The following is a 25,198-nucleotide window of genomic DNA, read 5'->3' as shown; positions in this document are numbered from 1 at the left end:
GCTCTCTATGTAGTGATTGGAGGAATTAGGGACGATTCAAGTGCTTGTTAACGGCGAGAAGTTATCTCTCCCGGATGGTGCTACAGTACAATCAGCCATCGACACAGCAGAGGCACCATACAAAATAGGTGCATCTGTGGGCATTCTCAAAAAGTCGGAAAGTGTCCGCTCTGAAAGTGTAAGGGAGTATCGGGTCAAGACCACAAAAGGAGAATTACGCCTTGAAATAATTGATCATCTTTCCGCTTCTGCCCGCAGGTGGATGGAAGATTTCAGGCAATATGAAGGAATTTCCCTACGCTGGAGTAGCAAGAATGCCATAGCCTTTGGTCCATTTTCAGAATCTCTGAAACCGGAAAGAAATCTCACAAAGCTGGATAAATATGATGTAGCATTTTCAGCTGGGGGATATAATCCTTCTAATTTCCATCTTCTTTTTTCCCTTGCAGAGCATTCTGCAGACTACGGTGCACCTGAAGATGGTCCTTTTGCCAGGGTCGTGGGCGGTAAGAAACTTCTGACCAGTTTTGAGCGTTCAGATCGCATTCTTGAAATTGAACCCGTAATAGAATGGCAGGAATCTGCAAAACACCTGGTCACAGATGATACTAACACAATCCTGGAGGACGGTGATGGTCTCTTTACCTTTATAAAGGTAGAACTTGCTCTTGAATCCCCTGAAGGAGCTGAATTTTTCTTTGGATTAATCAAGGATGGGTTTTTCGAAGTTGATTATGAATCCAGTTCTTTTATAAGTGACAATAGTTTAAAAGGTGAGATCTGCTCATTTGAAAACTTTGAAGCACGAAAGGATGGTGCGGTATGGGTACGAACTGCAGGTTATGGTACCGGTAAAGTGTTCATCTCCCGTGATGAAAGAACTGCCAGTGTTGTACATTCTGTAATTGGCCATATACAACAAGGTATTGAACTGATCCATATGGCAGGCAAGGGTCACTCTATATTTGTAAAGACGGACCCTGCTCCCATCAATATACTTGGCATGGGCTTTAAAGAAGCTGAAAAACATCTTGAAGGACTGGGAGTTGAACTGGTACGTGAAGGGTATAAAGAAGACGATGCTAATATTGTGAAATTAAACCCCTCCAGTACTATCGATATCCTGCTGGCAAAAAAAGTAATTGCAACCGGGGCACCGGATTCCCTTGTTATTCGTGTTGAACTGTATGATGAACTCGCTCCTAAAAGCGTGGATTTCTTCAGGCACGCAGTAGGTCTTACCTTCAGGCCTATAGGTACACTGCCTGTGATGATGATATATGAAGATACATACCTGTTTAAAGCCGCAAAGTCCGCTGAAAAATATAAGGAAATATTGCCGGAAAACGTGCTTGTGGACAAAACCAAAGCTTTTGAGATTGGGATTACTAACCAGGCCGCTAAAAGAATGGGTATTGTGGGAGTTAAAACAGAGGATGACGATCTGTTTGGTCCCACCGGAGAGAAATTTTCAAGTACCAATATAATAGGAAAAATCCTTGAGCCCGAGAAATTCAAGGCATTAACCGAAAAGGATACCATGTACGTTCTGGAAAGTAACAAGGAGGAGATTGAATGAGCGGGGAGGATGTTGATGAGATTACAAAGATCGTGGTGATAGACTCAGAAAGTGTGCTTCCTTCTGATGCTGCGATGAAAATTTATGAGTCCGATGTAGATATTACCATTAAGGAAACCTGTTTCGGCACAATGGTAACAGGTCCGCGTGATTCCGTGGAAAAGGTAGTAGCCGAAGTAAGGGCGCTTGATCCGAATCATGTTTTTGTGAAACAGAGGGGTTTCCCACCAGGTGATGAACGTCGCTGCAGGGCTTCCAGAGGCGGAGGGCCAAGACCGGGGTTTCATTACCTGAGAACCGAAGTCGCATCATTGCCTATCATCAGCAGAGCTCTTGATGAGTATGAAACATATAATCCGTCTGAAAAGGAAGAATCTCCTGACAAAATTTCACCATCCAAACTTAAAGATATTATTGAATCCGAATTATGAGGTGACACATTGGCAAAAATTTTCATCTATCCCACAAACAGCCTTATCCTTTCTGATCTTGTTGAAAGGTTTGGCCATAAACCCCTTGCAATGATGGAGAAGATCCGGGAAAAAATCACTACAGTAGGAATAGATTCTCCGCCGATAAATATTACTCCCGAAGATCCCAAACTTGGTTTGAAATATGCTGCAGTGGAAGTTCCTGCCGGTGTGAGGGGCCGCATGTCCATAGTGGGTCCCCTGATTGATGAAGCCGAAGCTGCGATCATAGTGCTGGATTCGGCATCTGCTTTTGGTTGCATGGGCTGTGCACGTACCAATGAACTTACTAAGTTCCTTGCACGCCAAAAGGACATCCCCCGTCTTGAAGTCAAATATCCTCGCACCGAAGAAGAAGGTAAAGATTTTGTATACCAGATTGCTGAATTCCTGAATTCCCTGCCTAACGAGGAGGATGAAGAATGAGTAATTCTGATAAAGTAAAGATAGCACTGGTTTCATGCGGTTCTGAATATGCAGGGGTCCAGAAGGAACTGGAATCGGCAGCATCTTCCTTGAATGCTGAACTTGTCTATCCGGAGATGGATGTGTCATCTCTGGATACCATAGGGCAGGAATTCGGACTGGAAGTTGCAAGTCCTGATCTGCGTCTCATGATGGCCAGGGCAAAAGCCGTAGTAGAAGGCGTGGCGAAGGTGGACGGTGTATTTGTTGCTACCTGTTTCCGATGCGCTGAAGCTGCGATTGTTCGTAATGAAGTGCGTCGTTATATATTTGAAGATTCAGGTCTGCCGGTTATTAGTTATTCCTTTACCGAGCGAACGACTGCAGCTACCCTGCTGACACGTATGGAAGCCCTGACAACCATTGCAAAGAGCAAACATTTACTTGCAAGGGAGAATCAGGAAGGATTGACTGCAGGTATTGATTCTGGTTCAACCACTACCAAAGCTGTGGTTATGAGGGATGATGAGATAATCGGTGAAGGCTGGGTGCCCACCATCAAAGTGCTTGAAAGTGCTGAAAAAGCCCTTCGGCAGGCACTGGACCAGGCTGGTGTGAAGAGGGAGGACCTGCAGGCAATTGGTACAACAGGCTACGGACGTTTCCTTATAGGCGATCACTTCAATGCCGACCTTATGCAGGAAGAAATCACGGTAAATTCCAAGGGCGCAGTTTACCTTGCAAAGGCACAGCAGGGCGATGCCACTGTAATTGATATTGGTGGAATGGATAATAAGGCCATTTCTGTACAGGATGGTATTCCCGGCATGTTCACCATGGGAGGTGTTTGTGCCGGTGCTTCGGGCAGATTCCTCGAAATGACTTCCAAGAGACTGGGTGTGGATATCACGGAACTAGGGGATCTTGCAATCAAGGGAATGCAGAAAAATGTAGAAATGAACAGTTACTGTATTGTTTTCGGAATCCAGTCTCTGGTTAATTCCCTTGCTAAGGGAGCTACGCCCGAAGATGTGGCTGCTGCTGCCTGCCACAGTGTTGTGGAACAAATATTTGAACAGCAGCTTCAGGAAATTGAAGTTAAAGAACCTCTTATCCTGGTCGGCGGTTCATCCCTTATTGCAGGTGTACCCAAAGCTCTGGAAGAACTGCTCAAGATCAATGTCGTTGTTCCTCCATATTCCCAACATATCGGTGCAGTGGGTGCTGCGTTGCTTGTTTCCGGTTTTGTGGATAAGGAGTGATTAGAATTGGCAACCCTTGAAAAGTTTGTGGTTGAAACCACAGTTGAAGAGGAAGCCCCACCTTATCGAAAGATTGTATCAGATATAATCTCCGATCTGGGCATGGCAGGCAGAATCGCAAAAATCAAAGTAGCAATAAGGCCCGAAGATTCCCTTTTCCAGCTGGTGGCAGTTGTGCGTGGTGTTCTTCCACAGGTAATATTGAAAGATTTTGCTGAAATACAAAAAGGGGACCATGAAGGAGAAATTTTGATTACTATCTCTGTAGAAAAACATCTTCCACGCCTGTTGCAGATTCTCTGGGATCGCTATGGACGTGACAGCCTTGAGCAACCGGACAGGTGGACGATTTCCCTGTTTGTGGATAATCCGGAGGAGGAGATAGGCTCTCTCGAAAATCTTGTTGTGGATGACCCGCGGCGCACACTCAAGTCCAATCTGGCGGATATGGCTATCAGGGTTGCTCCTGAAGGTTTCAGGGTACGTTATCATTCCTTGAACGGTAATGATTTCATATTTGTGGCATCCGAAGATACGATGCAAAAAGAATGGATTGATGAAGCCCACGCGATGCTGAAAGAACTAAAAGGAGATGATGCCAGTGGCAGCAGTGCTTGAACCCTATGTCTATGAAGGCGGTGTGCACAAACACGGCCTTATTATTGAACTCCTGGAAGACCTGGGCGGCTATCTTGTACAGAGTACGCCGGCTGCCACGGAAATTAATCTTGTGATGTTGATTCCCCGTAAAGATGTCCCCCTGATGGAAGAACTTGCAAAGAATATACTGGGCAAACTCACGCGAGCTCCCTTAACAGGTACCGAAATCGCTGTAGTGTCCCCAACCCTTGCCTACCATCATCTTCCTCATTCTGCATGTGATGTTGCCGAACATCTGCGCAGGGATGGTGCTAATACCAATATGCTGGGACTTGCACGTGGTATGGGCCGAAGAGTGGCTCTTTCTCAGGATTATGAAAGAAAGCTGATCAACGAACATGATATTGCCGTTTACAGTTTTGGTAATTTCAGTGACTGTATAATGAATAAGAAACCCAAACTTTTCTCGGGTGTTGATGTTCCTATCGTGGCTACAGGAGGGCCGGATCTCAGTACTGACGATGTAGAAGGAGCCGATGTCTATGTTGGAGGCATCGGACGTGTATCTCACAGGCTGCGTAATGAAGGTGAAATTGACAGCCTTGATGTATTGAATAAAACTGTCGGGGAAGTTGTGGATAAACTGCGTGAGGAAATATCCAGGGATCCTCTTGCGGTATTGCCTGCACGAGTTATGAAGGAGATTAAAGAGCAGGTGCCTGAAATTAATGATGTGTTAACTCCTGCCCCCATAACCCTTCAACTGGATGGCATGAGGGTAAAACTTCCCTTTGATCAATTCCACGAAAAGCTGAAACAGCTGGATCTGGATGAGGATGTTTCTCTCTCTGATGTGGCAAATATCATGCCTTCAAAAATGAAGGATTACATTCTCATAAAGATACGTCGTCGCTCAGAGACCGGATTTACTATATGATAAAGAGGGTGTGTAATGGATCTGGAAAATATCAGGCAAATTCTTGAAAAGGATGAAGATGAAGCGGTTTCCGATGTGCTTTCAACAGTTGAGGAACGATATGGGGAAGTACCCTATATACTCAATTTCATGAAAGATATGCCGGAGCTGTTAATCCCTAAAGTAATGTATGATAATTCTATAATGCGGGAGTTTGAAAGACTTGATCCAGAGACAATCGAACTTATCTGTGTGGGTGTTGCTTCTGCACTGAGATGTGACCATTGTCTCAAGATGCATATCAGGGTTGCCCGCAGGCTTGGTTTGACAAGGGAGCAGATATTTGATGCTATTCTTATAGGCGGCGCTCTATCCAATGCCTCGGTGCTTGCAGAAGGCACACGGGCCCTTGATGACGAGGGAAATGGTAACTCTCCTTCCTGTGACAGTGACTGCGATTCATGCAACATCACAGGTTCGGACAGGTAATTTTATCCCAGAAGGGGCATCCCGGCTATTAAGGCACCAGCCACATAACCCAGAATTGCCCCGCTATTTAAAAATGGTAGGCCTGCCTGGGGTTTCCCCTTCATGACCAGGATTGTCAGGGCAAAAAATCCGATAAGGGTGCCGATCATTGCTCCAATGGCGGGAACTCCTATGAAGCCTTCATGGGGAAGGAATACATTTGCAGAAACGACTATTATTGTTGGCATTATAGCATCACCCAATCCCATGTAGAAGGCTTCTTTTTCCCCTTCTGTTGAGGGGGTGTCCTCAATAAATGAGTAATTTCTTTTTTTGGGTATAACAAACAGGATTGGCAGTTTCAGGTCCATCACGCCTTCTGCAAGAGCAATCATATGTTTTGTCTTATACACCGAGATTGCATCGTAGGCTGCAAGCAGACCCAGCAGCACAATTGCAGGCAAAATGCCAAATGATATTCCAAATATTGAACTTGCCGCTGCTCCCACAATGATTCCTACAAAATCTATTATGTACCATTCAGGATGGACGTAAAGCAGGATGGTGAAAACAGTTGCCATTAACAGCCCTCCGATTACCGGACCTTCTCCTCCCAATCCTGTAAGGTGGAAGAGGGGATAGAATCCGTAATACATGGTAGAAGCAACAGCAACAAGGATAATCATCTGGATTACCCATTGTATTTCTTTCTTGATGGCGAAAAGTAAAAACAGGGTGAATATGAGAATTGCAATTATGTAGTATATGGAATTGGTTGCGGATTGGGGGTTATCTACTGCCTGCATACCCAGATCGTTCATTGGTTGTGCAAGGGTAAGTGCAATGATCTGGATGACCAGTATGAATCCGGCCATTACAATCATCGGGAAGTATTCCTTGGTCTCGTTTTCATTCTTGCTCAAATTTTCTCATCCTGTTTGTATGATACAGAACCTAATGCAATATCCATTAATTAAGTTTATGTAATACTTAAGTAGTAACATGGATTAAGTAAAATAGAGGTCTTACCATGGAAACAAGGGACATTGTTTTTTCTATCGTTATGGTTGTATCAGCTTTTGTGTTGACATATGTATGGCTGGGCAGGTTCAAATACAGTCCGGCTAACTCATTGATCGTTCTTGCTGCCATTGTAATGGTAGGAGCTCTTGCAGCGATGCTCCTTTCCCTAGATATGCGGATGCGTAAGATTGAGGAGCAGCTCGATCTAAGAGAACGCTCTCTTCGGATTAATATTCAGAGTGTTGAAGATAACATGGGTAAAAAAATAGATACTGTCACCAATGTGGTGGATGATGCCATGGAAACCTTTAACAGAAGAAATTATCGTTAATCTTTTCTATTCTTCATTATTTTTAATCATCGACATATGCCGAAAACAATATTAATGTGATGGTTTGTATGGGCAATTATCAACAAGTTTCATAATGGTGGGTGGGCTCAATGCAAATTAATCTTAAACCAATTGGTGTCATAAAAAAATCCGGGAAAAATTCAGAAATTCTGATATATTCGGAATTTGAGCAGGTAATCAGGAATATGCTCTCCAGGACAGGTAAAACTGCTGTTGAAGGAAATGATGTGCTGGTAGTCCATAAAGGTGACAAGAAGGATGGTCATCAGTTACAGGTTTCCAGAACAACTCTCCTTGAAAGGGCAGGTAATGTACTGAAGGTAGGGCGGATGAAAGCCGATTATGACTCAGTGCTTGATATACGCCTCGATACGGATATTCAACTTCATCAAACCAATGTAAGAGGACACTGAATGGGTGTAGATATAGGTGACATACTGGAAAAAAGACAGGTTGGATTGGATGATCTTGCTCACAGGACTGTGGCGATTGATGGATATAATACCCTTTACCAGTTTTTGAGTATCATCAGGCAACGTGACGGTACCCCCCTGAAGGATTCCAGGGGCAATATCACATCCCATCTTTCCGGTATCCTGTACAGGATGACAAACCTTTTTGAAGCCGGTATAAAACCTGTTTTTGTTTTTGATGGCAAACCTCCTGATTTCAAGGCAGATACAATTAGCCAGCGTAACAAGTCCAGGGAAGAGGCCCGTACAAAATGGGATGAAGCAAAAGAAAAAGGCCTGTCAGAGGAAGCCTACAAATATGCACAGGCTTCTTCAAAGGTAGATACCCGTATAGTGGAGGATTCGATGCAACTTCTGGATTTCATGGGAATTCCCTGTGTACAGGCTCCTTCTGAAGGGGAAGCGCAGACAGCCTATATGGTGAACAAAGGTGATGCAGATTATAGTGCCTCCCAGGACTATGATTCCCTGCTTTTCGGTGCTCTGCGGGTAGTGCGCAATCTTACAATTACGGGTAAACGCAAATTGCCGGGCAAGAATGTTTACATTGATGTAGAACCCGAATCTATTGATCTTATGCAAAACATCAAGTTACTGGATATAGACCGTCAGCAACTGATCGGTATTGCCCTGTGTGTGGGTACTGATTACAATAAAGGGCTGAAGAAAGTTGGCCCCAAAACCGCCCTTAAATTAATAAAACAACATGGCAGTATTCATAAGGTTCTGGAGCACAGGGGTGAAGCCATTGATGAGCTTGATGCAAAGATCGATTTTTTCCTGAATCCGCCTGTAACTGATGCTTATGAACTGAAATGGAAACCTCCACAAAAGGAAAAAATAGTGGATTTCCTTTGCAAACAGCACGATTTCTCTGAGGAGCGAGTTCTCAAAGCTGTAGATCGGCTTGAAAAAGCCGGCAAACAGCGAAGTCAGCAAACCCTGGATCAATGGTTTTGAACAATCAGGGATTTACCTGTCATTTCTTCTGGTTGTTTTATTGCAAGCATTTGCAGGACGGTCGGTGCAACATCAGCAAGTATGCCATTTCTCATTTTGATATTTTGTCTCTCTGAGATACATATGCATTTAACCGGATTGCTTGTATGAGCGGTATGGGGCTGGTCTTCACGGGCTTCTTCCATTTGTTCCGCATTCCCGTGGTCAGCGGTTATCAATGCTTCACCGCCTTTCTGTCGTATCTTTGCGATAACTTTTCCCACACATTCATCCACAGCTTCTACGGCTTTGATAGTCGGTTCAAAGAAACCGGTATGTCCCACCATATCCATGTTGGCAAAATTGAGTATGATCACATCATAATTTGCTGATTCGATCCTGCTGGTGAGTTCTTCAGCAACTTCATATGCACTCATTTCGGGCTTGAGGTCATAGGTTGCAACTTTTGGGGAAGGAATAAGACACCTTTCTTCTCCTTTGAATTTCTTTTCCACTCCACCGTTTAAGAAAAAGGTTACATGGGCATATTTTTCAGTTTCAGCGATACGCAACTGGGATATATTTTCCCTGCTCAACACTTCACCCAGTGTATTTTTTATTTGTTCTGGCGGATAGGCAACAGGCACATCCAGTTTTTCATCATACTGTGTCATACAGACATAGTGTACCTGTGGGTGCTTTGTCCGTTCGAAGCCTTCGAATTCATCTTCCACAAATGCATAGGTAAGCTGCCTTGCCCTGTCCGGCCGGAAATTGAACATTATCACAGAATCATTATCTTCAATTGTGGCTACAGGTTTGCCCTTCTCCTGAATAACAGTGGGTTTGACAAATTCGTCATTTTCCCCTCTGTCGTAGGCGAGCTGTACTGCTTCCACAGGATCACCAGCAGTTATTCCTTCTCCCAGTGTCAGGGCGTCATAGGCAAGTCGGGTACGCTCCCACCGCTTGTCACGGTCCATTGCGTAGTATCTGCCACATACACTGGCAGTCTTTGCGATACCGGTTTCCCTGCAGAAAAATTCATGTTCTTTCATATCCTCAAGGGCAGCCCGGGGGGCTACATCTCTGCCATCCAGGAATGTATGGATGAATATTTCGCTAAGGCCTTCCCTTTTAGCCAGCTCTATCAGGGCACGCATGTGTTCTATGTGACTGTGGACACCTCCGCGGGAAAACAGACCCATTATATGCAGTTTTGAATCTTTTTCCTTCACATTCCTGATGGCATCAAGCAGAACCCGGTTTTCGTAGATCTCTCCATTTTTGATTGCCAGGTTTATCCGGGTCAGGTCCTGATAGACAATTCTGCCTGCACCGATGTTTAGATGACCAACTTCAGAGTTTCCCATCTGTCCCTGTGGAAGGCCCACAGATTCTCCTGCAGCCTGCAAAAGGGAGGTTGGATTCTCTTTTTCGAGCCTGTCAAGGTTGGGGGTATTTGCTTGTGCTACAGCATTTCCTTTTCTGATGGGTGAGTATCCCCATCCGTCCAATATCATTAACAAGAGAGGTTTTCGGGTCAATGTCATGCTTTCACTCACGCTTTTATGCTATATAAGGAATCAGGAATGTATTATTCAGTGGCAATATATGAACCATCAAGCTTTATATGAATGACAATAATAAATTTATATTAAGTAGGACTTGATGAATAATTAGTTCGAAATAATAATTCTCTCATAATAACGCCTGTAATTTTTATGTGTAAGTGTTATCGGCAAAGATTTATTATATATTGATGCTGAAACTATGAAGGTTCTTTGATGAAAAATGCACAAATAATGATAGTCGAAGACGAAAATATAGTTGCTATGGCAATTAAAAACAAACTTGAATCTTTAGGCTATTCCATTCCATGTACGGCATCGTCTGCAGAGGATGCTATACGCAAAGCCGACCTTTTTTATCCTGATCTGGTGCTGATGGACATCTTTCTGAAAGGAGAAGGTGACGGGATTAAGGCAGGAGATCACATAAGGAAAAAATTTAGCATTCCTGTAATCTATCTAAGCGCCTATACTGATGAAGAAACCCTTGAAAGGGCGAAATTAACAGACCCTGCAGGTTATATTTCCAAACCTTTCAAAGTAGAAGACCTCCATACCAATATTGAGATTGCTCTGCACAAAAATAACGTATCTGATGATTCCTGATATCAAGGAGTATTTTTATACATGGCCAGGGCTTTGATTTTTGATATGGATGGCATTCTTATTGACTCAATGCCCCATCATGTAAAAACAATTAACCGGGTATTTGGTGCAGTGGGAATACATCTGGATGAACAAACCATCTATGACATGGAAGGTTCCAGGACAGTTGACATTGTAACTCACATATTAAAACACAAAAATATCAATCCTGCATCTTTGGATATTGAAGGACTCCTTGCACAATATCAGGAGGAATTCAAAAGAACGGCCAGATTCAAACCTTTTGAAGAGATACGTGCTATTTTACCAGAACTAAAGAAAAGTTTCCTGCTGGCAATGGTTTCGGGCGCCGACCGGACAATTGTTAAAACTATAGTTGATCATTTTTTCCCGGATATCTTTGATGCTGTCGTCAGCGGGGAGGATGTCAACAAGGGCAAACCCGAACCAGACCCGTTCTTAAAAGCTGCCCGTATGCTTGACGTGAACCCTGTGGATTGTGTCGTGGTGGAAAATGCAACAAAAGGCGTAGAAGCGGCCAAACGGGCAGGGATGTACTGTGTGGCTGTTCCTACTTATGTGTCCCCCGATAAACTGGAGAGGGCGGATAGAATATTTGATAACCACGGGGAACTGGCACAGTACCTTTTATCCCTGGAATAAGTTCAGGTAAGTTCCTCAACTCTTTTCCTTTTCCGGTATGCCAGGCCTTCGAAGCGGGCAACAGTGTCTGCCGTATCATCCGTGACGGTTACAGTATAGGTTGCGATTTTGGGATTCAGGGATGTTTCGAAAGCTTCGGCTGTAAGGCTACCTTTGGTTGCTGCTTTTGGATAGCTTATGTTGGCATTGATCGCAACAGCCACTCGTCCGTGGGAGTTTGCTGCTGCGGCAAATGTCAAGTCTGCAAGGGTGAATATGGCACCTCCCTGTACTGTACCAAGGCCGTTTTTGTGCTTGTCTTCTATTTTCATGGAAGCTTTTGCATATCCTTCTGAAATTTCCAGTAACTCTATTCCGATATATTGGGCAAACAGGTCCATTTTCAGCAATTCTTCTGCTTCTTTCATATTTCATTCCTCTTTGAATTATAACTGGATCCAGACTTTCAGTGTTCCCTCTTCTATGTTATATTCCCTGACATTTGTCAACTCGATGTCAGCAGGTGAATGTATGTAACCCAGACGCTTCCTTTTTGTAGCTTTTTTACCGCAGCAAACTTTTCTATCCATCATAGTATTCAGCTCGACTCCCTTGAGTCCAGTGTCATCGATCTTTTCAATCTGGTTTTTGTACCATTTTTCCAGTATGATCATGTTTTCCCTTCCTGAATTAAAACATGCAGATTACAATAGTTTCCTTCCTGTTGTCGGCTATATAGCTATAACCGGGGATTAATATCTCAATCGATGACAGTAATATTAAAAAAGTTAATGCGGACCCGGTGGGATTTGAACCCACGACCACCGGGTTAGAAGCCCGGTGCTATATCCTGGCTAAGCCACGGGCCCAGGATAGTGAAGCGACATGAAATAGGATTTGGTGCATAAAAGCCTTTTGTCAACTGTCGGATATGAGTTCACAAATATTCATATATATTATGATTACATTTGTCCATCTTAATACTGATAATTCATACTAAGAGGGCTTAAAATGAGTGAAGTTCTGGTTTATTACAACGGTGATTATGTCCCCCAATCCGAAGCAACCACTTCTGTCTATGATCATGGTTTCCTCTATGGTGACGGTGTCTTTGAAGGGATCCGGGCATACAACGGCAGGGTATTCAAGTTAAAAGAGCATGTAGATCGTTTATTTGATTCTGCAAAGGCTATCGCAATGGAAATTCCTCTCAGCAGGGAAGAGATGAGTCAGGCAATCCTAGAAACCCTGAGGAAAAATAATCTCAGTGATGCATACATAAGGCCCATCGTATCCCGTGGTGTAGGGGACCTCGGTCTTGATCCTCGCAAGTGCAAAACTCCCAATATATTCATCATTACCCAGGAATGGGGGGCAATGTACGGGGACCTCTATGAGGTTGGCTTGAAAGCAGTCATGGTTGCAACCCGGCGCAACGCTCCCGATGCCCTCTCCCCGAATATAAAATCCCTAAACTACCTGAATAACATCCTGGCCAAGATCGAAGCCAATGCCAAGGGTGGTGACGAAGCGATATTCCTGGACGGCAATGGCTACATCTGTGAGGGTTCAGGGGATAATATCTTCATCATAAAGAATGGCAAAGTGTATACTCCTCCAACGATTTCCAATCTGAAGGGTATTACCCGTGCAACAGCTATTGAGTTACTTGTGGAAAGGGGTTATGAGGTACTTGAGGAAAATGTAGGCCTTTTTGATTTGTTCACAGCAGACGAGGTTTTTGTAACCGGCACAGCTGCTGAAGCCGCCCCCATTACAAAAGTTGACGGAAGGCTTATCGGGAATGGAAAACCAGGACCCATTACCGGGGAAATGGTAAAGGCTTTCGAGGAGATCACAACTACTACCGGTACTCCAATCTACGAATAAGTGTTAAAGGTTGCACAAACGAAGATGCGCAAAATACTCAACGATCTAACATCGCTGGATGAGGCCAGGCAAATTCTGGACGCTTTGCCCCTAAGCTGCGGAGTGGAGCATGTTTCACTTGAACAAGCCGACGGTCGCATACTTGCAGAAAAAATAGTATCTGCCATCAATGTTCCACCCTTTGCCAAGGCACTCAAGGATGGTTATGCGATCCGTGCCAAAGATGTCCCTTCGCCGGGTACATGTCTGTTGCTGAAAGATTATGTACCTGCGGGCAGGGGGGATGTCCTATCCCTTGGAAAAGGTGAAGCTATGGAAATTTCCACCGGGGCACCGATTCCACAGGAAAGCGATTCTGTTGTCATGGTAGAAGATACCACTCTTGCAGAAGGGAAAGTGTGTATCCATAGTGATGTTCGGCAAGGCCAGCATATCCTTGTCGCAGGCACTGATATTTCCCTAGGTGAGACTGTTCTTGAAGCAGGGCAAATGTTGTCTCCTGCAAAGATCGGTATCCTTGCGGCGCTGGGTATCAATAATACAATTGTCAAAAACCTGAAAGTGGGCATTATATCTACCGGGAATGAATTGACCGAGCCTGGAAATCCTCTCAGTCCGGGCATGGTATATGATGCCAATTCCTATACTCTGTCAGCTGCCATCAGACGTTTGTCAGCAACTCCTGTAGCCTATGGCATAGTTGGGGATGAGCCTGAAAAAGCCCGTTCTCTCCTTTTAAAGGCAGTTTCTGAATGTGATATCGTATTGACAACCGGCAGCACATCGGCAGGTTCGGATGATTTCATGCACCGGTTAATGGAAGAAGAAGGCCAAATCCGGATGCATGGCTTAAGATTCAAACCCGGCAAACCGGTGATAATTGCATCAGTCAGGAATATTCCCGTAATTGGATTGCCCGGTAATCCTACAGCATCCCTGATGATATTCAATGAGATTGTGTCCTTGCTTGTAAGAAAGGGACTGGGGATCGCTGCCCCTGCAAGGCAAAGGATGAAAGCAACCCTTATGGATGACGTGTATTCTGATAACAGGCTGGAATACCACTGTGTGGAAGTAATTGATGGTTGTGCCTATTCGGTGGATAAAACCTCTGCTTCAATAACAACACTGGCAAAGGCCGATGGTTTCATTGTAATCGAACCGCAAATCACCTTTGTGAAAGCCGGGAATGAGGTAGAAGTCACTTTCTTTGAGAATTGATCCTGGCTTCATTGTCTCTTAAAGAAACTTATTTATTGCATGTGTATCAATGCACCGATATGTTTCCCCATACATATCTCTTGAAGCATAAGGTGGTTGAATGAAACGAAATAATCAGATAATACTTCTGGTAGCAACAATAGCAGTCTTAGCTGTGGTCGGTATATATCTGGCCAATTCCACTGCATCATCCGCGCAGGAAGCTGACAGTGAGGAAATCACGGTATCTGCGGCTGCCAGTTTGACGGAAAGTTACCGTGAGATAGTAAAAGATTTCGAGGCTGATAATCCTGATATAAAGGTTAATCTCAATCTTGCAGGTTCGGGTTCCCTGAGGATGCAGATTGAGGCGGGAGCACCGATCGATGTTTTTGCTTCAGCATCCCAAAAACACATGGATATTCTGGATATGAAGAATATGATAGTTGCGGATTCAAGACGGGATTTTGCCCGCAATAGTCTTGTTCTGATAGTACCAGCAGGTACAAACCAGATCGAAAATCTTGAGGATCTGGACTCAGAGGAGATCACAAAGATCGCCCTGGGCAATCCTGAAACTGCGCCGGTGGGACGTTATGCAAAACAGGGGCTTGAAGAGGCAGGACTCTGGAAGGCTATTGAAGGCAAGACAATATTTGCGGAAAATGTGAAACAGGTCCTTGTGTATGTGGAACGCGGGGAAGTGGATGCAGGATTTGTATATATGACAGATGCACAAACTTCTGACAAAATTAGGATTGTAGAAGAGGTGCCGGTGGATGCCGATATAAGTTATCCGGTGGCAATCCTGGCAGATTCTGAGGCAAAGGAAGCATCCCAAAAATTCATTGATTTTGTAACAGGGCCAGAGGGTAAGCGTATTCTGGAAGAGTATGGATTTAAGGTAGAGTGAGTTTTGTGCTTGAGCAGGCTATTTTTCCCTTATACATAACCCTGAAGATAGCCACCCTGTCAACGATACTGGTGGTTCTGGTGGGCCTGCTCATTTCGTACCTGCTGGCACGCCGCGATTTTACGGGCAAAAACCTTGTGGACATTCTGGTAACCCTGCCCCTTGTATTGCCTCCCACGGTAACCGGATACTTACTAGTCATCCTGCTCGGGAAGAATGGTGTGCTGGGTCAATCTCTTTTTGAGATTACGGGTTTTGGCATTCTTTTCACATGGCAGGCAGCCGTGATCGCTGCATTTGTGGTGTCCCTGCCATTAATGGTTAAAACCACGTCCGCTGCGATAGGGAGTGTGGATAGGGAGCTGGAATATGTGGCTTATACACTGGGGCACAGTGAACTGGAAACTGCCCTTTTTGTGACCCTGCCCCTTGCGAAGAAGGGAATTATAGCAGGGCTGGTGTTGAGTTTTGCAAGGGCTGTGGGGGAATTCGGTGCAACTCTAATGGTTGCGGGCAACATTCCCGGGAAAACGAATACTATGTCGCTTTCTATTTACACTGCCTTCCAGTCAGGTAATGACAGTCTTGCCAATATTCTTGTTGTAATCCTTGTAATAATGTCACTTGTTTTCATGGCTGCAACGGCAAAACTCGTTAACAGGTGGAAGGTGTGAGACATGACTGGTAATATTCAGGTTGATATAAAAAAAAGATATTCAGGGCAGAAGGAAGCACCGGATTTTAATCTGGATGTTAATTTTACTGCTTCAAATGAACTGGTTGTCCTGTTTGGGCGCTCTGGTTCGGGAAAAACCACAACCCTGAGATGTATTGCAGGGCTGGGGAAACCTGATGAGGGTTTTATTGAAGTTAACGGCAAGGTCTACTTTGACAGTGGGTCAAAAAAGAATCTATCTCCTCAGGATCGCAGACCGGGTTATGTTTTTCAGAATTATGCCCTTTTTCCGCATATGAGCGTGGCCAAAAATATCACTTACGGGTTAAAAGGCAAGTCGGATGCTGCAAAAGAGCAAAGGTTACATGAGATGCTGGGACTTATGCACATAACGGGTCTGCAAAACGAGTATCCTTCCCGGCTATCGGGAGGACAGAAACAGCGAGTTGCCCTGGCCCGTGCCCTGGCTCCTAATCCTGACATATTACTTCTGGATGAACCTTTTTCAGCGCTTGATATGGTAGTCCGGATGCGCCTGCGGGAGAGGATACACAGTATTCAGGAGACACTGGATATCCCTGTGTTGTTCATCACTCACAATCCGGTTGAAGCCTTTACGCTGGCTGACAAAGTAGTGGTATTACATGAGGGTTCGGTGCATCAGGAAGGCAGGCCTGAGGACGTTTTCTATAATCCGTGCAACAGGCATGTGGCAGAACTTGTGGGTGTATCGAATATTTTTGATGCCGATTTTGCTGGTAAGTCTGAGGATGGTTGCGTTCTGGATACAGATTCTATTACGGTTACTACCGCAATGGATATTGAACAGGATGGCAGCTATGCCTGGGGTGTGCGGCCGGAGAATGTGCATCTTCATCCTGCCCGGGAGGATATTAGCGGGTGCAATGTTTTTTCCACGACTGTGCGCAGTGTTGTCAACAGGGGAGCAAGCAGGGTTGTGGCTGTGGATATTCCGGGTGGGGGATCAGTGCTGCTGTCGGAAATGGATAACCGTACCTTCGGGAAACTGGATCTGGGGCCGGGTTCGGAATGCCTGGTGGAAATTGATCCCCGGGATGTACTTATTTTTACCCGTGAGGATTCTGCCTGTTGAATACAACTGGTAAATCAACAAAAAGTGATGGGATTGCAGGAACGGGAAAGTCTTTTTAACATTGAAGTGGTGTTAGGTGGCGATGAGCGTCGAGGACGATATTGCCAATATTGAGAAAGAGATTCGAGACACTCCCTATAACAAAGCAACATCTCATCATGTAGGTAAACTGAAGGCCAAGATTGCCCGTTTGCGTGAGGAACTCCAGAAGAAAGCCTCTGCCAAATCCGGCGGTGAAGGTTATGGAGTACGTAAATCAGGAAATGCTACGGTTACACTGGTAGGTTTTCCTTCAGTTGGTAAATCCACTCTCCTGAACCGGCTTACAGGGGCAAATTCCGAAATCGGTGCTTATGAATTCACAACCCTGGATGTTATTCCCGGTGTAATGGAACACAAAGGTGCAGCCATACAGATCCTGGATGTACCGGGTCTTGTCAGGGGTGCGGCCAGTGGACGTGGCCGGGGTAAGGAAGTTATCGCGGTTGTGCGTAACAGTGACCTGGTAGTTTTCATGCTTGATGTTTTCCAGACAGAACACTTTGAAGTTCTCAAAAAGGAGCTTTATGATGCCGGTATCCGGCTGGGCCAGCGTCCGCCTGATGTCGTGATCAAGAGGAAGGATCGCGGTGGAATTACTGTGAGCAGCACTCTCGACCTTGATATTTCGGAGGATCTTATCAAGGCAATCCTGGATGATTACAAGATACACAATGCTCATGTGCTTATCAGGGATGATATAGATGTGGACCAGCTGATCGATGTGATAATGGGCAACCGTGTCTATATTCCCGATGTGACCGTCATCAATAAGGTGGACCTGGCGGATGAAAATATCCTGGCTAAAGTAAGGGAAAAGTTCCCGGATTCCCTGCTGATCTCTGCCAATGAGGGCACTCATCTGGAAGAGGTAAAGGATATGATCTTCAATTCCCTGGATTTCATACGAATATACCTCAAACCCCAGGGTGAGGCTGCGGATATGGAGGAGCCGCTTATCATCCGTAAAAGAAGCACGGTGGGTGATGTGTGTGATCACCTGCATCGTGATTTCCGGGATAAGTTCAGGTATGCCCAGGTATGGGGTGAATCGGCCAAACACCCGGGCCAGCGTGCAGGGCTGGACCATGTGCTCGAGGATGAGGATATCCTGACCGTGATCATACAGACATGAACTTATTTTTTTCATCCCATTGTTATCTGGATGGCAGTTGGATATTTGCGCATGATCGAGTAGGCCATACTTTTGCCAACCCAGACTTTTCCCTGACGCATGCGGTACATTTCCCCCTTTCCGGGGGTATTTGCAGGGCCCTGAGGGCATATCTGTCATTGGAAAAGCAACTGTCTTCCACACGGCAAATCAAAGAAAAAGAGGATGGGAAGTTTCAGCCTGTCATGCAATTCTGAGGGCAGTTCCTCTCCCAGCATCCCGATTACCTGTCTGTCGAATACGTACCTGTCCCCTGCCGGATTCTGGAGTGTGGCACCTCTTTTTCAAGCAAACCGGGCCAGGGTCTTTCTCTGCGCCACTATTGCCCTGTTGATCTTGCCCATTTCCCCTTTCATCCAGCGGGCAAATACCGGGTTATAGCGAGTCGGGCAATCTTCCTGTCATGTATCCCCCAAAACAATGACCTGCTGGCAACTGCCGGACTGAATAGCCGCAAATTTAACCTTATATCAGGAAAATAAGCAGGTCCCCTTACATAAAAATTAAGTAGGATTATGCGATTATCACAGTGAACAGTAGCAGTCCCGTAGGGTAGTGGTCAATCCTTTCGGCCTTTGGAGCCGAAGACCCTGGTTCGAATCCGGGCGGGACTATAAAAATATTTTGGAAAGTCCTAAACGTTTAATAATTATTTCTAATATCATTTTTACAAAGTTTAACTATACAGAAGGCCATATAGCCTATATTACATGTGGTGAATGAGTTTAATACCGGTAAGCCTTCAGAAAAGCCACAATAAGCCTTTATGTTCCCTTATAGGGACTCTATGGATAGTATTCTTAAAGAGTTTAAGATCGTGTGTCTTTTATGGTTGTGTTGTTTTCCAAGGTACGGTACATTGAAGACTGCGACACCGTCATACACAAGGATTCCGATAAAACCATTTCAGGTCGACCACCTTTGTCTGTCCTGTTGATATACATTGATTCCAGTATGGGACGAAATGGTTTCCAGTCGATCAACTTATCTATTTCAGATAGTTTTCACCAGCAGCTATCAAACGGTCATATTCTGTGTTTCAGGGTGAAATTACTGAAAGTACTCGTATGATTAAATTTATCTTGTTTGGATATAAATATTGTTATTTAGTTTGAGTGAGGGGAGGAGTTAATCAGAAATCTCTATACTTTCAATTGGAAAGACTCACTTTCATGACAATATTAGAACGAAGTCCATGATTTCCTTCAGGGGCAATCCACTCCCCAAAGATAACCTATAAATTCTTTCACGTTTCATGTTAATTCCATGAAAGCCATTGTTCTTGCCGCAGGGGAAGGTGTCAGATGTACACCCCTCACAAACACCCGCTCAAAGGTCATGTTACCGGTAGCCAATCGTCCTATCCTGGAATACGTAATATCCGCGCTTGTGGATAACGGGATCGAGGATCTAGTGCTTGTTGTCGGTTATGAGAAGGAGAAGGTGATGAATTATTTTGGAGACGGGAATGATTTCGGGGCAAGGATTACTTATGTGGACCAGACTTCCCAGCTGGGTACCGCTCATGCGATCGGTCTGGCCATCCCTGCACTGGGAGATGGTAATGGATCATTCCTGGTACTCAATGGGGATAACATAATTGAAAAAGAGACTATCAGTAAACTAATCGCAAATCATGCAGGGGATGCCACCGTGCTTACCACTCCCCGGGAGAAGGTATGTGGATATGGAGTGGTCATGAGTGCTGCGGGAAAGGTAAAAGGCATCTTTGAAAAACCCAAACGGCAGATAAGTCATATGATAAATACCGGTATCTATATCTTTAACCGGGATATTGTTGCAGAGATAGAGAATACCGAGATATCCGGGAGAGGGGAATATGAGATAACCCATACCCTGCAGAATATGGTGAAAGGGAACAGGGATGTAAGGGTCACTGTAACTAAGAACCTGTGGATGGATTCGGTATATGCCTGGGGTCTGCTTGATACCAATGCCAGGTTACTGGCAAGTTGTGAGTCTGCTATCGAGGATACTGCCACAATTGATGATACCGCTACCCTGACAGGGAATGTGGAGATCGGGGGAAATACAGTCATCCGTGCCGGGTCCTATATCGTAGGACCGGTAAAGATCGGAGATAACTGTGATATCGGACCCCAGGTGACCATATTGCCTTCCACCAGTATAGGGAATAATGTATCGCTGGGCCCCTTTTCCTATATCCAGGACAGTATCCTGATGGATAATGTACGTGTGGAATCCCACAGTCATATCTCTGAAAGTATTATAGGATTTAACTGTAATTTAGGTCCCTACTCCATCTGTGAAGCGGACAACGATGTGAATATCGAGATCGATAATGAACTTGTACCTGTGGAAAAGAGCGGCGTGGTTATCGGGGATGACTGTAAATTTGGTTCAAGGACCCTTACGGAGGCAGGCAACCTTGTGGGCAATAACTGTACCGTGAGATCAGGTACAAAGGTGGATAGACATCTGCCTGCAAATTCCACAGTGCTTTGAGGAGATATAATGTGTGGGATTGTAGGATATGTGGGAAAGGCCGGTGCATCATCGGTGATCATGGATTGTCTGCGCCGGCTGGAGTACAGGGGTTATGATTCTGCAGGGTTAAGTGTCTTAAACGGTGATCTGCAAACGTACAAGACTGCCGGCAGTATCGATGAACTTAATAAAGTGCTGCCTGCAGAGATCGAAGGTAATGTCGGGATCGGGCATACACGTTGGGCCACACATGGGATACCCAATGATGTCAATGCTCATCCGCACTGTTCTTCGGATATCGTGGTCGTACACAATGGGATTATTGAGAATTACCTCAAATTGCAGGAATGGCTGGAAGATAAAGGTTATGAATTTGTATCCGATACCGATACCGAGGTAATTGCCCATCTGGTACATTTTTACAGTAATTCCCTGGACCTGTTCGAGGCAGTACGCAAAAGCATGGCAGTGCTGGAAGGCTCCTATGCGATCGCGGTCATGAGTAAGAATGATCCGGATACCCTAATCGCTGCCAGGAAGGACAGTCCCCTGATAGTGGGTCTGGGAGAGAATGAATTTTTCACGTCCTCTGATGCGACGGCTTTTATGTCTCATACCCGCAATGTGGTATTTGTGGATGACCGGGAACTCGTGAAACTGACTCCTGAGAAGGTGGAGTTTTATGATATGGAAGGCCAATTGCTGGAAAAGCAGGTTTCCACGATCGACTGGGATGTGGAGATGGCAGAAAAGAGTGGTTATGCACATTTCATGCTCAAGGAGATCCATGAGCAGACCCGTTCCCTTCAGAAGACCTTTGCAGGCAAGTTATCAGAACTTGAAGGCAATGTCCAATTACCTGAACTCAAACTTACAGATGAACAGATTAGAAATATTGGCAGGGTGGAGATGATTGCCTGTGGCACTTCCTGGAATGCGGGGTTGTTTGGCAAATATTTGCTTGAAGGACTGGCCGGTATACATACCGATGTCAGTGCCGCCTCGGAGTTTCGGTACCGGGACCCGGTGATGGATTGCAATACCCTTACAATTGCAATTACCCAGTCCGGAGAGACGGCCGATACGCTGGCTGCGATCCGCAATGTGGCACAGTATGAATCAAGTACCATCGCGATAACCAATGTGGTGGGCAGCACCATTACCCGGGAGGCGGATAATGTAGTGTATACCCATGCCGGCCCGGAAATCGGAGTGGCTGCGACCAAGACGTTTACGGCTCAATTAATAGCGCTGTACCTGCTGGCCGTACACCTGGGCAGACGCAGGAATTATCTTTTGCCGGACGAGGCAAAGGCTATCATCAAAAATCTCAAGGAACTACCCGGCAATGTGCAGCAGGTATTGAACCAGAGGGATATTATACGCAAGTATGCAGCCCGGTATGCGGCCAACCGGGATTATTATTTCATTGGCAGGGGACTTAATTACCCGGCAGCCCTGGAAGCGGCATTGAAACTCAAGGAAATATCCTACATCCATGCGGAAGGGTATGCTGCAGGCGAACTGAAACACGGACCCCTGGCACTGCTGGAGAACGGCACGCCCGTGGTGGCAATCGTTACAAAGGGGCGAACCTATGAAAAAATGTTGAGTAATATCAAGGAAGTCAAGGCACGGGGGGCTGAAGTGATTGCGGTGGCCGATGCCGGGGATCGGGAGATAGGCAAGTATGCTGATATTGTAATCCCGGTACCTGTCACCAATCCCCTGTTGTCACCCGTCCTGTCCTCGGTGGCTTTGCAGCTGTTTGCTTATTATACCGCCCTGGAAAAAGGTTGTGAGATCGATAAACCGCGTAATCTGGCCAAAAGTGTGACTGTGGAATGAAGGAGTGTGTATTTTGAAACTTTTCGGATCATCGGGAATCAGGGGACCGGCCAATAAGGTAATCGGTCCCGAACTGGCATTGAGTGTGGGAATGGCCGTGGGTACAGTTGCCGATTCGGTTGTGATCGGTAAGGATCCACGTATAGCTGTGGATATGATCGAGCAGGCCTTGATCGCAGGGCTGTCTGCCACCGGCTGTGAAGTTACCCTGGGGGGTTTGATGAGTACGCCCACTCTGGCTTTTGCCACTGCGGATTATGATTGCGGGATTATGATTACGGCTTCCCATAACCCTGCAGAGGACGTGGGGATCAAGTTATGGAATCCCGATGGCGTGGCTTTTGATTCGCAGCAGCAAGAACGGATTGAACATATCATTGAAAATGCTGATTATTCGGCTGTTGCCTGGAATGAAGTGGGGAATGTGAAGTACAGGGAAGGATTTGTTGAACGGCATTGCAGAGCGATCTTGAGCAAAACAGATACCAGTCACAAACGTGTGGTTGTGGATTGTGGTTGCGGGGCCGGAAGTACGATCACTCCCTATCTGCTCAGGGAACTGGGTTGCGAGGTTATTACATTGAACTGCCAGCCAGATGGATATTTCCCGGCACGCAATCCCGAACCCGTGGAAAAAAACCTGGGTCAACTTATCAAGGCAGTGGTTGCTTTTGAGGCGGATATCGGGATTGCGCATGACGGGGATGCGGATCGGATGATGGTTGTGGATGAGCAGGGTAATTTTGTGTCGGGGGATGAATTGCTTGCCCTGTTTGCCCTGCAGGACAAACAGGATAAAGTTGTGGTGCCTGTGGATACTTCCATGATAGTGGATGATGCGCTTGGGGATACCGAGGTGCTGCGCTGCAGGGTTGGGGATGTATATGTGGCAGAACAGATCAAGGCTTCAGGTGCTTATTTTGGAGGCGAGCCTTCAGGCAGCTGGATTTTCCCGGATGTATCGTATTGTCCCGACGGTATCTATGCAGCAACCCGGATTGTGAATTTGATTGCAGACAGATCGTTATCAAAGATGGTTGCAGATCTGCCTCATTATCCCACCCTCAGGAGTACGATTGAATGTCCTGAGGCCCGGAAGGAACATGCAATGCAGCAGATAAAACAATCCCTGGAGGCGATGGGGGAAGTTACTGCCATTGATGGAATTCAGGTGGATCTGGAGGACGGCTGGGTACTTGTGCGGCCCTCCGGTACCGAATCCAAGATCCGGATTACTGCTGAGGCCAGGAAGGATGTGGATGATTTATTTGATAGAGTTGTGAGTATTGCAAGGGGTGCAATACAGTGAAAGCGGTTATTCTGGCAGCGGGGCAGGGTACAAGAATGCGTCCTTTAACGGACAGGCGACCCAAGGTAATGCTGCCCGTCGGGAACAAACCCATACTGGAGCATATCATTGATGAGGCTGTGGATGCCGGTATCCGGGAATTTGTGATAGTTACCGGCTACATGGAGAATTGTATAAAGGACTATTTCGCCGACGGTTCGCAGAAAGGTGTGAGTATCGATTACGTTCTCCAGGAAGAACGGAATGGAACGGGACATGCCATCGGATGTGCTGAAAAATATGTGGATGACAGGTTTATCGTGCTTAACGGGGATATGCTGATAAGTTCTGTCCAGATTAAAAATTTGATCGACAGAGTGGAAGATGCGGTCCTGACGGTCAAGGAAGTGGATGACCCCTGTAATTTTGGAGTTATTTGTACTGCCGGAGATAAAGTGAGCCGGATTGTGGAAAAACCCGAAAAACCCCCGACCAATCTGGCCAATGCGGGAATCTATCTGTTTCCCCAATCAATCTTTGATTATATCCGTAAAACTCCTGAATCACCTCGCGGGGAGATCGAGATTACGGATTCCATACAGATGCTGATCGATGCAGGGGCCAGTGTGGGTTATGAAGTGTTCAGGGACGCATGGATCGATATCGGCAGACCCTGGGATCTGCTTGCTGCCAACAAGCATGTGTTGTCCGGGCTTGCCGGCAATATTGAGGCAGAAGTGGAACCCAATGCTACTCTACAGGGTGAAGTGGTCGTGGGGGAAGGTACGGTTATCCGTAATGGTGCCTACATCATCGGCCCTGTGGTTATTGGGAAGAACTGCGATATAGGACCGAACTGTTTTATCCGGCCGTCCACTGCCATAGAGGATAATGTGCGTATCGGCAATGCAGTGGAGATCAAGAACTGTGTGGTAATGGATAATACCAATATCGGGCACCTCAGTTATGTGGGCGATAGCGTGATCGGGCAGGATTGTAATTTCGGAGCCGGTACCAAGGTTGCCAATCTCCGACATGACGGGCGTACTATCCGGGTCATGGTCAAGGGGAAAAAAGTGGATTCAGGTAGGCGTAAACTCGGAGTTATAATGGGGGATGATGTGCATACCGGCGTCAATACCTGTATCAATGTGGGGTGTGTGCTTAAAACGGGTAGGTGTACGGGATTGGGGGAAGTGGTGAAGTGATGATGTGCCAAAACGAAGAGATGAATCTGACTACTCTTTTGAGATATGTAGGCTTTCTCAAGACTGTGAGAAC

28 protein-coding genes, 2 tRNA genes and 1 pseudogene are annotated in these 25,198 nt (G+C 45.8%); 23 read left to right on the top strand and 8 right to left on the bottom strand.

What is annotated here, in order from left to right; genetic code table 11:
* Nucleotides 1–16: 16 nt before the first annotated feature.
* From CI957_RS05330 to CI957_RS05300, 7 genes are read left to right on the top strand one after another with little or no spacing between them, the layout of a single operon-like run.
* Complete coding sequence (locus tag CI957_RS05330) at nucleotides 17–1,579, top strand: methanogenesis marker 3 protein (protein ID WP_128754385.1); 1,563 nt, start codon at nucleotides 17–19, stop codon at nucleotides 1,577–1,579.
* Nucleotides 1,576–2,010 (top strand): methanogenesis marker 6 protein, encoded by a 435-nt coding sequence (locus CI957_RS05325; protein WP_096712367.1) that lies wholly within the window; start codon nucleotides 1,576–1,578, stop codon nucleotides 2,008–2,010. Before CI957_RS05330 ends, CI957_RS05325 begins: the two co-directional genes overlap by 4 nt.
* 9 nt (nucleotides 2,011–2,019) lie before the next feature.
* Nucleotides 2,020–2,475, top strand: a complete 456-nt coding sequence (locus tag CI957_RS05320) for a methanogenesis marker 5 protein (RefSeq protein WP_096712368.1) — start codon at nucleotides 2,020–2,022, stop codon at nucleotides 2,473–2,475.
* Nucleotides 2,472–3,716 (top strand): methanogenesis marker 15 protein, encoded by a 1,245-nt coding sequence (locus CI957_RS05315; RefSeq protein WP_128754384.1) that lies wholly within the window; start codon nucleotides 2,472–2,474, stop codon nucleotides 3,714–3,716. Before CI957_RS05320 ends, CI957_RS05315 begins: the two co-directional genes overlap by 4 nt.
* 6 nt (nucleotides 3,717–3,722) lie before the next feature.
* Nucleotides 3,723–4,334 (top strand): methanogenesis marker 17 protein, encoded by a 612-nt coding sequence (locus tag CI957_RS05310; RefSeq protein WP_105461082.1) that lies wholly within the window; start codon nucleotides 3,723–3,725, stop codon nucleotides 4,332–4,334.
* Nucleotides 4,312–5,253, top strand: a complete 942-nt coding sequence (locus CI957_RS05305; protein ID WP_128754383.1) for a methanogenesis marker 7 protein — start codon at nucleotides 4,312–4,314, stop codon at nucleotides 5,251–5,253. Before CI957_RS05310 ends, CI957_RS05305 begins: the two co-directional genes overlap by 23 nt.
* Nucleotides 5,254–5,268: 15 nt before the next feature.
* Nucleotides 5,269–5,721, top strand: coding sequence for a carboxymuconolactone decarboxylase family protein (locus CI957_RS05300; RefSeq protein WP_128754382.1), 453 nt, complete (start codon nucleotides 5,269–5,271; stop codon nucleotides 5,719–5,721).
* A gap of 2 nt (nucleotides 5,722–5,723) precedes the next feature.
* On the opposite strand, the gene CI957_RS05295 is transcribed toward CI957_RS05300, so the two are convergent.
* Nucleotides 5,724–6,623 (bottom strand): presenilin family intramembrane aspartyl protease PSH, encoded by a 900-nt coding sequence (locus CI957_RS05295; RefSeq protein WP_128754381.1) that lies wholly within the window; start codon nucleotides 6,621–6,623, stop codon nucleotides 5,724–5,726.
* A gap of 107 nt (nucleotides 6,624–6,730) precedes the next feature.
* Between CI957_RS05295 and CI957_RS05290 the strand changes: the two genes are divergently transcribed.
* From CI957_RS05290 to fen, 3 genes are all read left to right on the top strand, one after another.
* Nucleotides 6,731–7,054, top strand: coding sequence for a hypothetical protein (locus tag CI957_RS05290; RefSeq protein WP_013038284.1), 324 nt, complete (start codon nucleotides 6,731–6,733; stop codon nucleotides 7,052–7,054).
* Between the two features lie 110 nt (nucleotides 7,055–7,164).
* Nucleotides 7,165–7,488: a hypothetical protein gene (locus tag CI957_RS05285; RefSeq protein ID WP_096712374.1), complete on the top strand. Its 324-nt coding sequence runs from the start codon at nucleotides 7,165–7,167 to the stop codon at nucleotides 7,486–7,488.
* Nucleotides 7,489–8,508, top strand: a complete 1,020-nt coding sequence (gene fen, locus CI957_RS05280; RefSeq protein WP_096712375.1) for a flap endonuclease-1 — start codon at nucleotides 7,489–7,491, stop codon at nucleotides 8,506–8,508. It begins immediately after the preceding gene.
* Here the strand turns inward: fen and gpmI are convergent.
* The gene (gene gpmI / locus CI957_RS05275; protein WP_128754401.1) at nucleotides 8,496–10,040 is read right to left on the bottom strand and encodes a 2,3-bisphosphoglycerate-independent phosphoglycerate mutase; all 1,545 of its coding nucleotides are present in this window, start codon (nucleotides 10,038–10,040) and stop codon (nucleotides 8,496–8,498) included. The two genes, fen and gpmI, sit on opposite strands and share 13 nt — an antisense overlap.
* 234 nt (nucleotides 10,041–10,274) lie before the next feature.
* Between gpmI and CI957_RS05270 the strand changes: the two genes are divergently transcribed.
* Together CI957_RS05270 and CI957_RS05265 are read left to right on the top strand one after the other, a co-directional pair.
* Complete coding sequence (locus CI957_RS05270; protein WP_128754380.1) at nucleotides 10,275–10,664, top strand: response regulator; 390 nt, start codon at nucleotides 10,275–10,277, stop codon at nucleotides 10,662–10,664.
* Nucleotides 10,665–10,685: 21 nt separating this feature from the next.
* Entirely contained in the window at nucleotides 10,686–11,327 is a 642-nt protein-coding gene (locus CI957_RS05265) for an HAD family phosphatase (protein ID WP_128754379.1), read from the top strand.
* 2 nt (nucleotides 11,328–11,329) lie between these two features.
* Here CI957_RS05265 and CI957_RS05260 read toward each other — a convergent pair whose 3' ends face one another.
* The 3 genes from CI957_RS05260 to CI957_RS05250 all read right to left on the bottom strand — a co-directional run bounded on the left by CI957_RS05260 (nucleotide 11,330) and on the right by CI957_RS05250 (nucleotide 12,175).
* Nucleotides 11,330–11,734, bottom strand: coding sequence for a PaaI family thioesterase (locus tag CI957_RS05260; protein ID WP_128754378.1), 405 nt, complete (start codon nucleotides 11,732–11,734; stop codon nucleotides 11,330–11,332).
* An 18-nt stretch (nucleotides 11,735–11,752) separates the two neighbouring features.
* The gene (locus CI957_RS05255) at nucleotides 11,753–11,980 is read right to left on the bottom strand and encodes a hypothetical protein (RefSeq protein ID WP_128754377.1); all 228 of its coding nucleotides are present in this window, start codon (nucleotides 11,978–11,980) and stop codon (nucleotides 11,753–11,755) included.
* 120 nt (nucleotides 11,981–12,100) lie between these two features.
* A tRNA-Arg gene (locus CI957_RS05250) sits at nucleotides 12,101–12,175 on the bottom strand.
* A gap of 142 nt (nucleotides 12,176–12,317) precedes the next feature.
* Here CI957_RS05250 and ilvE point away from each other — a divergent pair.
* The 6 genes from ilvE to CI957_RS05220 all read left to right on the top strand — a co-directional run bounded on the left by ilvE (nucleotide 12,318) and on the right by CI957_RS05220 (nucleotide 18,273).
* The gene (ilvE, locus tag CI957_RS05245) at nucleotides 12,318–13,196 is read left to right on the top strand and encodes a branched-chain-amino-acid transaminase (protein WP_128754376.1); all 879 of its coding nucleotides are present in this window, start codon (nucleotides 12,318–12,320) and stop codon (nucleotides 13,194–13,196) included.
* A gap of 24 nt (nucleotides 13,197–13,220) precedes the next feature.
* Nucleotides 13,221–14,417 carry a gephyrin-like molybdotransferase Glp gene (gene glp, locus CI957_RS05240; RefSeq protein WP_128754375.1) on the top strand — a complete coding sequence of 399 codons (1,197 nt, stop codon included), beginning with the start codon at nucleotides 13,221–13,223 and terminating at the stop codon, nucleotides 14,415–14,417.
* Between the two features lie 100 nt (nucleotides 14,418–14,517).
* On the top strand, nucleotides 14,518–15,309 hold the full coding sequence (modA, locus tag CI957_RS05235; RefSeq protein ID WP_096712383.1) for a molybdate ABC transporter substrate-binding protein: 792 nt from the start codon (nucleotides 14,518–14,520) through the stop codon (nucleotides 15,307–15,309).
* A 5-nt stretch (nucleotides 15,310–15,314) separates the two neighbouring features.
* Nucleotides 15,315–15,983 (top strand): molybdate ABC transporter permease subunit, encoded by a 669-nt coding sequence (gene modB / locus CI957_RS05230; RefSeq protein WP_181079330.1) that lies wholly within the window; start codon nucleotides 15,315–15,317, stop codon nucleotides 15,981–15,983.
* A 3-nt stretch (nucleotides 15,984–15,986) separates the two neighbouring features.
* Nucleotides 15,987–17,099, top strand: a complete 1,113-nt coding sequence (locus tag CI957_RS05225; RefSeq protein ID WP_128754374.1) for an ABC transporter ATP-binding protein — start codon at nucleotides 15,987–15,989, stop codon at nucleotides 17,097–17,099.
* Nucleotides 17,100–17,181: 82 nt separating this feature from the next.
* Nucleotides 17,182–18,273, top strand: a complete 1,092-nt coding sequence (locus CI957_RS05220; protein ID WP_128754373.1) for a GTP-binding protein — start codon at nucleotides 17,182–17,184, stop codon at nucleotides 18,271–18,273.
* Between the two features lie 11 nt (nucleotides 18,274–18,284).
* Here the strand turns inward: CI957_RS05220 and CI957_RS10880 are convergent, their stop codons facing one another.
* Entirely contained in the window at nucleotides 18,285–18,383 is a 99-nt protein-coding gene (locus CI957_RS10880) for a DUF61 family protein (protein WP_241645933.1), read from the bottom strand.
* A 45-nt stretch (nucleotides 18,384–18,428) separates the two neighbouring features.
* Nucleotides 18,429–18,530, bottom strand: a complete 102-nt coding sequence (locus CI957_RS10875; protein WP_241645932.1) for a DUF61 family protein — start codon at nucleotides 18,528–18,530, stop codon at nucleotides 18,429–18,431.
* Nucleotides 18,531–18,853: 323 nt separating this feature from the next.
* On the opposite strand from CI957_RS10875, the gene CI957_RS05210 reads away from it, so the two are divergent.
* A tRNA-Gln gene (locus CI957_RS05210) sits at nucleotides 18,854–18,926 on the top strand.
* Nucleotides 18,927–19,217: 291 nt separating this feature from the next.
* On the opposite strand, the pseudogene CI957_RS10870 reads toward CI957_RS05210, so the two are convergent.
* Nucleotides 19,218–19,313 (bottom strand): annotated as a pseudogene (locus CI957_RS10870) (IS5/IS1182 family transposase); the annotation flags it as partial.
* A 265-nt stretch (nucleotides 19,314–19,578) separates the two neighbouring features.
* On the opposite strand from CI957_RS10870, the gene glmU (CI957_RS05200) reads away from it, so the two are divergent.
* Genes glmU (CI957_RS05200) through glmU (CI957_RS05185) form a run of 4 tightly spaced genes read left to right on the top strand, consistent with a single transcriptional unit; the run spans nucleotide 19,579 to nucleotide 25,125 of the window.
* Nucleotides 19,579–20,799 (top strand): bifunctional sugar-1-phosphate nucleotidylyltransferase/acetyltransferase, encoded by a 1,221-nt coding sequence (gene glmU / locus CI957_RS05200; protein WP_096712387.1) that lies wholly within the window; start codon nucleotides 19,579–19,581, stop codon nucleotides 20,797–20,799.
* 9 nt (nucleotides 20,800–20,808) lie between these two features.
* Complete coding sequence (gene glmS / locus CI957_RS05195; RefSeq protein WP_096712388.1) at nucleotides 20,809–22,629, top strand: glutamine--fructose-6-phosphate transaminase (isomerizing); 1,821 nt, start codon at nucleotides 20,809–20,811, stop codon at nucleotides 22,627–22,629.
* 13 nt (nucleotides 22,630–22,642) lie between these two features.
* Nucleotides 22,643–23,938: a phosphoglucosamine mutase gene (glmM, locus tag CI957_RS05190; RefSeq protein WP_128754372.1), complete on the top strand. Its 1,296-nt coding sequence runs from the start codon at nucleotides 22,643–22,645 to the stop codon at nucleotides 23,936–23,938.
* On the top strand, nucleotides 23,935–25,125 hold the full coding sequence (gene glmU / locus CI957_RS05185; RefSeq protein ID WP_096712390.1) for a bifunctional sugar-1-phosphate nucleotidylyltransferase/acetyltransferase: 1,191 nt from the start codon (nucleotides 23,935–23,937) through the stop codon (nucleotides 25,123–25,125). Before glmM ends, glmU (CI957_RS05185) begins: the two co-directional genes overlap by 4 nt.
* Nucleotides 25,126–25,198 lie beyond the last annotated feature (73 nt).

Source organism: Methanohalophilus sp. WG1-DM (assembly GCF_004104135.1).
Lineage (GTDB): Archaea > Halobacteriota > Methanosarcinia > Methanosarcinales > Methanosarcinaceae > Methanohalophilus > Methanohalophilus euhalobius.
This window is presented reverse-complemented; position numbering and strand designations above follow the sequence as displayed.